General features: G+C 55.6%; 9 protein-coding genes and 1 tRNA gene. 5 read left to right on the top strand and 5 right to left on the bottom strand.

The window, feature by feature from the left end; all coding sequences use genetic code 11:
• The first annotated feature begins 4 nt into the window (after positions 1-4).
• On the top strand, positions 5-2,011 hold the full coding sequence (locus ACYVG7_RS20355; protein WP_460884932.1) for a methyl-accepting chemotaxis protein: 2,007 nt from the start codon (positions 5-7) through the stop codon (positions 2,009-2,011).
• 72 nt (positions 2,012-2,083) lie between these two features.
• Here the strand turns inward: ACYVG7_RS20355 and ACYVG7_RS20350 are convergent, their stop codons facing one another.
• Complete coding sequence (locus ACYVG7_RS20350; protein WP_460884931.1) at positions 2,084-2,959, bottom strand: 6-carboxytetrahydropterin synthase; 876 nt, start codon at positions 2,957-2,959, stop codon at positions 2,084-2,086.
• A 338-nt stretch (positions 2,960-3,297) separates the two neighbouring features.
• On the opposite strand from ACYVG7_RS20350, the gene ACYVG7_RS20345 reads away from it, so the two are divergent.
• Positions 3,298-3,374 (top strand) — tRNA-Pro (locus ACYVG7_RS20345).
• Positions 3,375-3,579: 205 nt separating this feature from the next.
• Here ACYVG7_RS20345 and ACYVG7_RS20340 read toward each other — a convergent pair.
• Positions 3,580-4,044 carry a DUF3465 domain-containing protein gene (locus tag ACYVG7_RS20340; protein ID WP_460884930.1) on the bottom strand — a complete coding sequence of 155 codons (465 nt, stop codon included), beginning with the start codon at positions 4,042-4,044 and terminating at the stop codon, positions 3,580-3,582.
• A 248-nt stretch (positions 4,045-4,292) separates the two neighbouring features.
• Here ACYVG7_RS20340 and ACYVG7_RS20335 point away from each other — a divergent pair, with 248 nt between their 5' ends.
• Entirely contained in the window at positions 4,293-4,790 is a 498-nt protein-coding gene (locus ACYVG7_RS20335) for a hypothetical protein (protein ID WP_460884929.1), read from the top strand.
• Between the two features lie 12 nt (positions 4,791-4,802).
• Here the strand turns inward: ACYVG7_RS20335 and ACYVG7_RS20330 are convergent, their stop codons facing one another.
• From ACYVG7_RS20330 to nifB, 3 genes are read right to left on the bottom strand one after another with little or no spacing between them, the layout of a single operon-like run.
• The gene (locus ACYVG7_RS20330; protein ID WP_460884928.1) at positions 4,803-5,420 is read right to left on the bottom strand and encodes a nitrogen fixation protein NifQ; all 618 of its coding nucleotides are present in this window, start codon (positions 5,418-5,420) and stop codon (positions 4,803-4,805) included.
• On the bottom strand, positions 5,384-5,599 hold the full coding sequence (locus tag ACYVG7_RS20325; RefSeq protein ID WP_460884927.1) for a 4Fe-4S dicluster domain-containing protein: 216 nt from the start codon (positions 5,597-5,599) through the stop codon (positions 5,384-5,386). Before ACYVG7_RS20325 ends, ACYVG7_RS20330 begins: the two co-directional genes overlap by 37 nt.
• Complete coding sequence (nifB, locus tag ACYVG7_RS20320; protein ID WP_460884926.1) at positions 5,599-7,056, bottom strand: nitrogenase cofactor biosynthesis protein NifB; 1,458 nt, start codon at positions 7,054-7,056, stop codon at positions 5,599-5,601. The genes ACYVG7_RS20325 and nifB overlap by 1 nt, the downstream gene beginning before the upstream one ends.
• Before the next feature lie 565 nt (positions 7,057-7,621).
• Here nifB and pykF point away from each other — a divergent pair.
• Together pykF and mscK are read left to right on the top strand one after the other, a co-directional pair.
• A complete protein-coding gene (gene pykF / locus ACYVG7_RS20315; RefSeq protein ID WP_460884925.1) occupies positions 7,622-9,031 on the top strand; it encodes a pyruvate kinase PykF in 1,410 nt (469 codons plus the stop codon).
• 161 nt (positions 9,032-9,192) lie between these two features.
• A complete protein-coding gene (gene mscK, locus ACYVG7_RS20310; RefSeq protein WP_460884924.1) occupies positions 9,193-12,585 on the top strand; it encodes a mechanosensitive channel MscK in 3,393 nt (1,130 codons plus the stop codon).
• Positions 12,586-12,644: the final 59 nt, after the last annotated feature.

The following is a 12,644-nucleotide window of genomic DNA, read 5'->3' as shown; positions in this document are numbered from 1 at the left end:
TACAATGAAAATTAAAATAGCGGATCTATCCTTTTTGCATCGAGTCTATCTCAGCTTTGCCGTGCTTATTGGTGTGCTGATTGCCGGCTCCATGCTCAATTATTCCAGTCAAAACCAGCTCAACTCTGCCTTGGTCTCCGTGACCGAAGAAGCAGCGCCGATTGTCTTGCTGGCCAATAAGCTGGAAGTAAGCCTTCTGTCCACCAACAAGCATCTGACCGACGTCTTGTCGGAAAAAGATCCTCAGCAATTGCTCGAGCTGACCAAGGAACTGGAGACGTCGCGGAAATTGTTCACCCAGTCGCTGGATAACTTCAAACAGCAAGCGGACAAGCTGCCGTTGGTGAAGACCTATATTCCTACACTGGAAAAAGCATCCAAAAGTTATCTGGGAGAGACCGCTGATCTGGCTGCTCAACGGGCGCAACTGCTGACCCTGCTGCGCCAGACCAACAAGGCCAAGAGTGAATTCCAGGCCATCATGCCGTTGTTCAAACAAGAACTCTCCGACATGCTGGCGAAGATCGATGACAGCTATGTGCAAGGAGTGTTTCGTTCCATGCAGGCCAAGCAGTCACCGATTGAAGTGACTACCTTTGATGCCCTGAACCAGAGTAGCCCGACCCTGGTTGCAGCGGCGCTGGAGCGCAACCGCAAACAAATTGCCGATTACGACAAGGCCGTGGCCGATCTCAAGCTGGAAATGCCTAGCTTGGAGAACGATATAGGTCTGTATATCAAAGGCTTCATCCTCAACACCACCCAGGACAAGGGTCTGTTGGCTCGTTATCTGGAGCTGGTCAAGACCCAGGTTGCAATGGAGAAGAAAGCCAAGGACGCCAGTTTACAAGTGGTCGCAGTCCAGGCTGAGCTTGGCCGTCTGCAACAAGTGGCGCAAGGAGTGATGAACCAGAGTATCGAGAACGCCAACAGCACCTTGGCCACAGGTCGTATGCAGCTACTCGGTACCGTCATCCTGGCCGTTGCCTTTGCCTTCGGCGTGGCCATGCAATTGGCCAAGAGCATCCGGAATCCGGTTCGCCAATTGATCGATGTACTTCACGCTGCCACGCAGGGCGATATGACCCGGCGAGTTGGTTATCGCAATCAGAACGAATTTGGCCGTTTGGGCACCCAGGTTAATACCCTGGTGGAACAGATGGGTGATGTGCTGAAGAAGCTGTCCCTGGCCTCCAGCCAACTGAACCGGGCTGCACACGACAACCGCACCACCGCCGAACGCTCTAGCCGGGAGCTGAATCTGCAGCGTCAGGAAACCGCCAGCGTCGCCGCGGCCATGACAGAGATGGAAGCCTCGGTCCGTGAAGTGGCCCAAGCCGCCAATCAGACCCTGGATCAGGTCATGGCCGTCGAAAAAGCATCCGAAGCCGGACGCAGCATCATGGCCACCAATATCTCGACCACTCACCAGTTGGCCAACAAGTTGACCGAAACCGGAAAAGTGATTGGTGACGTCAATAACATGAGCAGCAACATCGGCAACATCCTCGATGTGATCCGCAGCATTGCCGAACAGACCAACTTGCTGGCCCTGAATGCGGCGATTGAAGCCGCCCGAGCAGGTGAACATGGTCGTGGTTTTGCCGTTGTCGCCGATGAAGTCCGGACACTGGCTCGCCGCACCGCTGACTCCACCTCGGAAATCCGCTCCATGATTGAGGGGCTGCAACAGGCTGTGCAACGCGCGGTGCGGGTGATGAACGAGTGCAGTGGAGAAATGGAGTCCAGTGTCCAACAGAGCTCCAACGCCAACAGCTCGATGGAAGAGATCCAGGCCATCATCACCATGATCAGCGACATGTCGAGCCAGATCGCCTCGGCCGCCGAGCAACAACAGGCAACCAGCGCTGAAATTTCGTCCAACATCAACCGGATTTCCGAGATCTCCGACTCCAACTATGAAGGCATTCAAGAGGTAGCCAAGACCAGCTTGATCCTTGATGAATTGGCAGAGCAGCAGCAAGAGCTGGTTCATCGATTCCAGCTGTAACCTCGCGATAAACATCAAAGGGGAGCCATGAGCTCCCCTTTTGTTTTTCTAGTCCTGGCGCATTTCCCCCGCTTACAACTCGGCGATCGCGCCCTTCCCCACCCCCTCATACGCCACAACACGCACCAGGTGCTGAGCAAATCGGGGTTTGAGCTGCCGGGCAATGTAGTGGGCAAGCAACTCGACTGTGGTATCCGTGTCCACCAATTCGGTTTCTGCCGCCGCAATCGCCAATTGGAAATCCCCTTGCGGCGCTTGATAGCGAAAACCCAGATGCTGGGCACCCAGATGTTCGGTTGCAAGTGGGCTCAGTTGTAACTGTTGCAGCGGCACTACATCTTCCTGGGAGCCCAGATAGATATCCGCCCAGCGTGCGGCCCACTCTTGTTCCAGCGCCAGCTCCCGGCGTTCATCTACCCACAGCTCGATCATGGAACGATGACCATGGGCAATGCGCTGACAATTGCCGTCATGCTTTTTCAGGCCATGACTGTAGTGATAAAAAGCGGTCGGGATAGCTTCTGGACGTAACCGGATGGTCAAACCATCAATATTGCTGGGCAACCGAGCCTGGATCAGCTGATGCAAATAGCGGGTCACACTCTCCTGAGTGATGCTCTCTTCAGGAATAAACGCAAAAGCTTCCGAAGGAGCATTCAGATGCAGACTTCGCCCTGCGCGGAGGAAATCCACGAAATGGTAGCCACTTTCGGCCGCGGCCACCTGGCAGCAAGATGCAGCGATCGGCACCAGCAGCCGGTGATCCACTTCGGCATCAATGATGGCCTTGAGCTGTTTCTTTACCCGCGCGAAATCCAGCAGCATGCTCATTTCATTGAGGGTGCCGGTTAACTCGATATCTACCAACCAGCTCTCGCCCACCATGCCACGCTCAGCGCTCAAATAGGAGGCATCAATCACCGTCAAATCACGGACAAACAACTTCATTCTGCTTCAACACCTCAACGGGATGGGATTGACCATTATAACCAGCAACTCGAGCCACAGCAGTGTTGTTTCGTCATGCCCCAGAAGACATCTGACCTCAGGGGATGAACACCCGGATGATGGGAGCGAGAGCGCCCATCCATCAGCCTCCAGTTCATCTACACGGACACCATCTGGCCTGGAATAGCCGGTAAAATTGGCCTGACCAGTAAGCTTTACCTATTGATTGCACAGATATTCAGCGAATAAACAGCCGGGCTGGCTGAAGTGGTTGACAGCCAAGGAGCAGACCCCTAGACTCTGCCTCCGTTGCCCCGCTTGTTCAGCGGTACAACTATCGGCGCGTAGCGCAGCCAGGTAGCGCACTGTCATGGGGTGTCAGGGGTCGGAGGTTCAAATCCTCTCGCGCCGACCATACAACCCTCGGAAAAGCCTCACTTTTTAGTGAGGCTTTTTTGTTTCCGGATCTTGCCGTGGGTAAAACATGGGTAAAACTCGGCTAAAACCATCCCCCTTGCCTGCCGCCACCCGGGCAATATGAAGAAACAGATCCGCTAAAAATCAAAAACCGCCTGTTCAGGCGGTTTTCTCTCGCTTATTGGTTCAAGCCCAGATAGCCATCAAGGATAGCGGCGGCCCGAGAACTCAATCCAGCCAGTTACCCACTCTCCTTGCGGATCTTGATAGCGATCATGTAACTCGCCACCACTCGGATTCCAGACATAGAAACCGGCAACCGTGGCTTGACTGCCATAGGCTAGGTCAGGGATGACACCCGCCACCTTACTGTCATGCACCACCTGCAACGTCATGCCATTACCAATCTCGATGGTAAAACGTTGGTGTCCATCATCAGGAGCGTTCGCGGGCGACACTTGAATGATGCGGCCGGAAACCGTAACCGGCACATCCCCTTTTCCTTGCTGATAAGCCTTGGCCACAATGGACTCGTCCCGCTTTGCCGCCTGGCGCCATGATTCTTCGGCCGACACCTGCACCATCTGGGCTCGCAGCGACTTGATGCCAACATAGCCCAAGAGAGCGATGACCAGAATACCCAATACCACCATAGAGCTACGTCGCATGGCTCCCCTTACTCCAAAACAGCAATACCACTCCGGCATCATACACAGCCAGTCACAAATTTCATCGGGGTTGCAGCTGTGGCTCGGCCTCTGAATGGCAAAGGGTCAAGATGTGACCGTCACCACTTTCGAGAATTTCTTTAGCTCTCTGCGTGCGAATTTTGTGACAACCGCGCTTTTTGCATCAAAGGCGAACTCATACGATGCCCTGGTACCGATTTCATGTCTAATTATTGCACGGGGTGGTTATGTCGTTGTTCAAACCTGCGTTAGCGGCCTATTTTGAAACATGCGGAGTGGGCACTGCAGACGCCAAGCGAGTACAAGCTCGGTTTGGTCAAAACTACACCGCCATGGTGCAGCAGATGGAAGTCATGGGCTCCAAGGGAGATAGCAAAGCGCTGGCGGCGGTCCAGATCGCCGACGACGCATTTTTCACGCCGAGCCATTATCCTGATGGTCCGCATTGGGGCTATATCGAGTCAGAAGAGGATATTTATCAGCTGATCGACACCATCCGTGCCGCGGGAGTTTGCAGCATTGCTATTTATCGTCATGCCTTTGGTCAGGATGTAGTCCATGACTATGCCGACGTGTTCAACCGTTTCCTGCTAGAGGCCCAACAGCAGGCACAACGCCGCTCCATGCGAATTGACATTGCACCCTTGCTTACCCGGTTCCTGCAGGACACCCAACAACTCAAAGCACCACGTACCAGCAAGGGGCTCACCGCACTCTTCAGCTGACAGGACACCTCGTCATGCCGGCTCATCGGTGGTGAAACACAGGGTTCGTTCCGGACAAACATCGCAGCTGGGAGCCCGACAGACATAGCTCCCCGCTTGCTCACACAACTGGCGATAGAAGAATTTTTTCCAGCGCATATCCTGCTGATTCAATGCCACCAGCTGCGGAAAACAATCCAGCATCAGGTTTCGCAACTGAGCGCGGGAATCCAGACCCAGATCTTCCCACAGATGCTTAAAACCCATGCTGGCCGTGGCCAGGATGAGACTCAACTCAGCGAATGGCGCCGCCAGATAACCGCTGAGCCAGGTAGCCAGATCATCCCGCTCCTGATATCGCGACTGCAATAACTCCGACACCAGGAGCTGGCGCCTCTGCACTTCACTGGCCACAGACATCGGCCCTCCGAACGCCTCGCTCAAACGGGAAAACTGCTGCTCTCCTAACCCCATAGCCGGAGGTAACAGGGCTTGTCCTGCCATGAAACGTTGGTATAGCTGGCCCAACCAGTAATGACAGGCCACATAGCGCTGATAGGCCTGACTGACCCGGGCAGCCTGCTGCTGGCAAGAACAAACACTCGGCTCCAGCGTTACTTCTCCGCCTTGCATAATTTCACCATTTTGCATATGGCCCCCTCCACCGGACAGATGAGTTGACAGCGAGGACCGGGTTTGTTTTCCCGACACTCATTACAGCGCTTCACCCGAATAGCAAAGTGGCCCGCCTCTTCGACAATGGCGCCCCGCGGACACACCTCCAGGCAGTTGTAGCAGCCGATGCACGATGCCGTGATCTGGCAACTCATCAGGCAACCCCTTGTTGACGCCGACCCTGAATTTTCCGGACTGAGCCTTCGGCTTGTCCTCGGGTTTCCCACCATTGTTGCAACGCCTCGCGGATCGGCTGCCAGGCATAGTCGACGACCGGAGTAATCCCGGACTCTTCCAACTGCTGCCAGGGAGCCATTCCGACGCGGGCACAAAACACAGCATCAACATCAGTCAGCAGATCCAGCATGGTATTAAAAGTGTCCATCTGGGCATCGGTGTCACAATCACTCTCACCCTGGCAATAGAGCGGCACATGACGCTCACCGACCCGGACGGCGCCCTCACTGGAAACCGCATAGATTTGGAAACGTCGGGCGTGACCAAAATGCTGATCGATCACTTCGCCATTCTGGCTGGCAACCGCCACCAGGCAGGCATCATCATCTTCTGATGCACCCTGAGTCGATAGCGCAGCCTGGATCCGCGTCCGTCGCTGCATCACGTTGGCATAAGGCTCGGACTCGACCGCCAATTGCTCGAGAGTAAACTCCTGACTGCGGTCTTCACCCAGCATGCCGACTGCATCGGCACGACACTGCTGACAGTGGCTCATCTGGGGCATGGCCCCGCCACACAGCTCACGCACCTGATCGACCTCGTAGGGCAAGGGCTCACGCTGGCCATTCAGGCCAAAGTAGGTACCGTGCTCCGGCTTGGAAATCAGTGGCATGATGTTGTGTAAGAAGGCTCCCATGTCTCGGATCACCTCGCTCACCTCGGGCAGATGCACATCATTGACTCCCGGGATTAGCACCGAATTGACCTTGACCAGCACACCGCGCTCGATGAGCTTTTGCATCCCCTCCAGCTGACGGTCGATCAGCGCCTGGGCGCCGTCTCGTCCGCGCAACCGCTGCCCATCCAGATAGACCCAGTCGTAGATACCGGCACTGACATGGGCATCGATGGCGTTCATGGTGATGGTGACATGATCCACCCCCAGCTCGACCAGATGATCCACGGCAGCCGGCAAGGCCAAGCCATTGGTGGAGATACACAACTTCACATCCGGCAGGGCGCTACGCAGCCCCTCGAGGGTGTCAAAGGTGCGAGTGGCATTGGCCAGGGGATCGCCGGGGCCGGCAATGCCGATCACCGAGAGTTGCGGGATAGCCGCCGCCACCGCTTTGGCTTTACGGATCGCCTGTTGCGGGGTCAACAGCTCGGAAACCACGCCCGGACGCGACTCATTGGCGCAGTCGTACTTACGATTGCAATAATTGCACTGCACATTACAAGCGGGCGCGACGGCTAGATGCATCCGGGCATAGCGATGGTGCGCGGTCGGAGAGTAACAAGGATGTTGAGCGACCTTGTCGATGACCGAGCGGGAGAGGCCCCCACGGGAGACGGAAGTGGTCTTGCTGCCACATCCACCGGCAGACGCATTACCACTGCCACAGCGCTGTTGAGAAGAAGATGATGTATTCATATCTGGCTATCCTTGCACGGTAAGAGCGAGTCCAGGCGACTGTATTCCTGTAGTGCAAAGAGCAAGCCGTTCTTGGCAGACAGCATATCCAGTTGAATTTTAAAGAATTATATAAATTGAAGAGGGCACGTCATGGCAAAGTTGTGACGCCAGAATCCGACATTGTGGCAAAACACACAGAAAAAACGGGTCGTGACATGACGACGAACCCTCGCCTCCGGCCGTGAGCTGGATCAGAGCGTTTCTCGAGTGAGCTCCGCACCCCAGGATCAAGGGGCCTTCGCCGGCGAGAGGTAAACGTTTTTGCAAAGATCGAGTCTGAAGCCCCGAAAAAGTGATGTCGCTTAAATTTTTGCCGAAAATATGCGCAACTCCGTGGATGGGGTCGCAGTAAAATTGTGCAGATAATGAACTTTTCCGTCTTAACCCTGAGCTAGCGCAAGAAAAATGAAGAAATTACATAATGAAACGCTTTTCCTGCCTCACCACTTTTCAGCAATCCCTGTAGAATGCGCCCAAGAAAATTTTGAAATCATAAAATCACTATTAATCGGAGACCCTGTCGATGAAAAAGACCAAAATCGTCTGCACCATCGGTCCTAAGACCGAATCCAAGGAAATGCTGACCAAGATGCTGGATGCCGGCATGAACGTCATGCGTCTGAACTTCTCCCACGGTGATTACCAGGAACATGGCAATCGCATCAAGAACGTGCGTGAAGTGTGTGCAGAATCTGGCAAGCAATGCGCCATCCTGCTGGACACCAAGGGTCCGGAAATCCGTACCATCAAGCTCGAAGGCGGCAATGACGTGGATCTGGTTGCCGGTCAAACCTTCACCTTCACCACCGACAAGACTGTCGTGGGTAACAAGGAGCGCGTTGCTGTGACCTACCCAGGTCTGGCTGCTGACCTGAAGCCAGGCAACATCGTTCTGGTTGACGATGGTCTGATCGGTCTGGAAGTGACCTCCGTCACCGCCACCGAAGTCATCTGTAAGGTTCTGAACAACGGCGCCCTGGGCGAGAACAAGGGTGTAAACCTGCCGAACGTCAAGACTTCCCTGCCAGCTCTGGCTGAAAAGGACAAGGCTGACCTGATCTTCGGTTGCGAGCAAGGCGTTGACTTCGTTGCTGCTTCCTTCATCCGTAAGAAGGAAGACGTGATCTCCATGCGTGAGCACCTGAACGCTCACGGCGGTCAGAACATCCAGATCATCTCCAAGATTGAAAACCAGGAAGGCCTGGACAACTTCGACGAAATCCTCGAAGTGTCTGACGGTATCATGGTTGCCCGTGGTGACCTGGGTGTTGAAATCCCGGTTGAAGAAGTTATCTTCGCCCAGAAGATGATGATCGAGAAGTGTAACAAGGCGCGCAAGGTAGTTATCACTGCTACCCAGATGCTGGACTCCATGATCAAGAACCCGCGTCCGACTCGCGCCGAAGCCGGTGACGTTGCCAACGCCGTTCTGGATGGTACCGATGCAGTCATGCTGTCTGGCGAATCCGCCAAGGGTAAGTACCCGCTGGAAGCCGTTTCCATCATGGCTACCATCTGTAACCGTACCGATGGCGTTATGTCTTCCCGTCTGGACATCGTCGAAGCCACCAAGCGCAGCATCACCGAAGCCGTATGTAAGGGTGCTGTTGAAACCACCGAGAAGCTGGACGCCCCGCTGATCGTGGTGGCCACCGAAGGCGGCAAGTCTGCCAAGGCCATTCGCAAGTACTTCCCGAAGGCTTTCATCCTGGCTCTGACCACCAACACCAAGACTGCCCAGCAGCTGATGCTGTCCAAGGGTGTGGTTCCGGTTGTGGTTGACAAGATCGCCTCTACCGATGACTTCTACCACCTGGGTAAGGAACTGGCTCTGAAGTCAGGTCTGGCTGCCAAGGGCGATACAGTGGTTATGGTTTCTGGTGCTCTGGTTCCGAGCGGTACCACCAACACCGCTTCTGTACACGTACTGTAAGCCTACCCGCGAGCCTTGCGCTCGCCCGGGTAACCAAGAAGGCGGCTCTTTTGAGCCGTCTTTTTTTATGCGCGCCGTCAATATCTGGTGCTAGAATGCCGCCAAATTGTGAGATGGCTTACACAAGTGGCCGCTCTTGGTGCTAACCCACTGGATGACCCATGCTGAACCGATACCAATCCCATCGTTCTGCAACGGCAGGCTTCCGCGCTTGTCTGTTGCTGCTAGCCACACTGCTGCTGCCAAGCCTAGGTGTAGCCTCGATCAACAATCTGCCTGATCTGCCCAGCCGCAGCACAGTCGAGAGTCAACTGACCACGCTGAGCAAGCGGGAGACCCTGACGGTCAACGAGAAAAAACAGCAGGAAGATCTGGAAAAGACCCTGACGTTGCTCGATGCCATCGATAAAGAAAACGAAAAGAGCAAAGCCCAGCAGAAGCGTCTGGCTGCAGCACCGCAAAAACTCCAGCAATACAGCAGCCAGCTGGAAAACATGAAGGCGGTGCCTGACGATGCCAAGCTCTCCAAACAGCTGGATGCGCTGAGCCTGACCCAGCTGGAAAAGCGTATGACCGACGCTATGGGCGAGCTGCAACAGGCCCAGGAAGAGCTGGCAACCGCCAGCAGTCAGTTGACCAACCTGCAAACCCTGCCAGAGCGGGCCCAGTTGGCCATGAGCCAGGCCTATCAGCGTAGCCAGGACATCCGCAATCAGCTCAACCAGGTGGGTAGCAAGGACGAGGTCAGCAGCAGCCAGCGTCTGGCGCTGAATGCCGAGTTGAATCTGTTGGCCCTGCAACTGGATCAACAGCAAAAGGATCTGGACAACAACACCAAGCTGCAAGATTTGGCGCTCAAACGCCAGACTCTGGCCGGCACCCAGATCGCCCGTCTGGAACATCTGGTTCAGTTGCTGCAAAACAGTATCAATGCCAAGCGGATGGACAACACAGAGCAAACCGCTGGCAACATTAATGCGGAATCCCAGGACCTCAGCACACTGGATCCCTTGCTGCAAAAAGAGCTCAAAACCAACCAGCAACTCAGCCAGCGTCTGGTCAGCACCACGGAACAAATCAACCAGATGGTGCAGGAGAACATCAAGATCAAGACCTGGCTGGATCGGGTCACTCAGACTGAGCGCAACCTGAACGAACAGATCTCGGTGCTCAAGGGTAGTCTGCTGTTGTCACGTATCCTCTATCAGCAACGCCAGATGCTGCCCGACCCCAAGATCACCCTGAATCTGGACGAACAGATCGCCGATCTGCGTCTGGCGCAGTTCGACCTCAACCAGCAACGCGACCAGTTGTTCCAGCGCAATCAGTATCTGGATAAGCTAGTAGCCAATGCCACAGATCCGGTGACACCGGAAGAGCGCGATCAACTCGGCGAATTGCTCGACAGCCGCAAGAACCTGCTGGATCAGCTCAATACCCAGCTCGGTAGCCAGCTCAATCTGGCCATCAACATCAAGCTCAATCAGCAGCAGCTGGAGCGGGTGAATAAATCCCTGCAATTGACCCTGCAACAACAGATCTTCTGGGTCAGCAGCAACAAGCCTCTGGATTGGGCCTGGTTGGTCGGTCTACCCAGCGCCATGCTATCGCAGCTACAAGCGGCCAGTATCAGTGTCAACATCAACGAGTGGAGTCAAAAGACCCTGCCACTGCTGTTGTTGGTGATCCCGATGATCATGCTGGGCATAGCCCTGCGCTGGAAGCGGCAACTGCTGCGCGACAAGGTCAAACAACTGAGCAAGGACATTGGCCGTCTGAACCGTGACAGCCACCTGCATACCCCTAAGGCCCTGCTGTTTACCGGACTGGAAGTGCTGCCGGGAGCCTTGCTCATCATGGCGCTGGGCTTCTTGTTCCTGTTCAGTGGTCTAAGTGAGCCCAAGGTTATCTGGTTTCTGTCGCTGCGTCTGACGGCTGCCTACATGGCGTTTGCCATGCTGCTGAAGATCCTGCGTCCGGGCGGCATGGCGGAAACTCACTTTGGCCAGAGCCCGACCGAAGTGGCCCACAAGTACCGCTCCTTGAAGTACGTGTGGCGCTCCCTGATCCCGCTGATCGTCATCGCCACCCTGGGAGAGCTGGACCCTTCCCGTCTGGCGGATGATGCCATCGGTCAAGTCATCACCCTGACCATGCTGCTGGTGACGCTGTTTTTGGTCTATCCGTTGTTCCGCAACCGCGCCCACCACGGCGAACAGGGTGACTGGTTGCACTGGTTCAATGTCGCAGCGCTGACCCTGGCCCCCATCGCCCTGATCGTGCTGATGGTGCTGGGCTACTACTACACGGCGCTGAAACTGACCAATCGCTTCATCGACACCTTCTACCTGTTTATGGCCTGGAGCATAGTGCAGCAGACGGCAATCCGCGGTCTGGCCGTGGCCGCTCGTCGTCTGGCCCATCGCCGTGCCGTGGCACGCCGCGAGCAACTTAAACAGCAGGAGGATGTCGATACCACAGAGCTCATCGAAGACAAGGTGATGGCACTGGAGGAGATCAACCATCAGTCCCTGCGTCTGACCAAGATAGTACTGTTCATGATCTTTGCCGGCTGCTTCTACTGGCTGTGGTCCGATCTGGTCGCCGTACTCTCCTATCTGGACAGTATTGCCCTCTGGCATCAGAGCGTCGGTACTGCCGGCAACGAGGTGCTGCAGCCGATCAGCCTGCGGGATGTGCTGATGGCAGGTACCTTCGCCGTGGTGGCCTGGGTGTTGACCAAGAATTTACCCGGTCTGCTGGAAGTGCTGGTGCTGTCACGACTGCAACTGGGTCAGGGCACCAACTACACCATCACCACCATGCTCTCCTACGCCATTACCAGCATCGGGGTGCTGGCTACCCTCTCGACCCTAGGCATGTCCTGGGACAAGCTGCAGTGGCTGGTCGCCGCCTTATCCTTGGGGATCGGCTTTGGTCTGCAGGAGATCTTCGCCAACTTTGTCTCGGGTCTCATCATACTGTTTGAGCGTCCGGTGCGAATTGGCGATGTCATCACCCTGGGTACCTTCTCGGGCTCGGTGAGCAAGATCCGCATCCGCGCGACCACGGTCACTGACTTTGACCGCAAGGAGATCATTGTTCCGAACAAGATGTTCATCACCACCCAGCTCACCAACTGGTCGCTGTCAGACACCACCACCCGGGTGATCCTGCGCATCGGCGTGGCCTATGGCTCGGATCTGGACAAAACCAGAGCCCTGCTGCTGCAAGCCGCCCGCGAAAACAGCCGGGTGATGAAAGATCCGGAGCCCGTGGTCTACTTCCTCAATTTCGGCGCCAGCACCCTGGATCACGAGATGCGGATGTTTGTCAAAGAGCTCGGGGATCGCAACCCAGCCATCGACGAAATCAACCGTCGTATCGACCAGCTGTTCCGCGAGAATGGCATCGAGATCGCCTTCAACCAGGTGGATGTCTATGTCAAGAACGTGACCACGGACCAGGAACTCAAACTCGAGTCCAATCCGACCGTGATTGCCGCCGCCGCGGCAGCCGGTAAGCCGGCCGCACCGCTGCCGCCGGCGGTCTGATATCCCCGCCGTTACCCAGCGACCGGGATGACCGGTTCGCCATATAACAAAGAGGACGC

The organism is Pseudaeromonas pectinilytica (genome assembly GCF_054780855.1).
The sequence above is the reverse complement of the archived record's forward strand: the minus strand, read 5'-3'. Positions and strand labels throughout refer to the sequence as shown.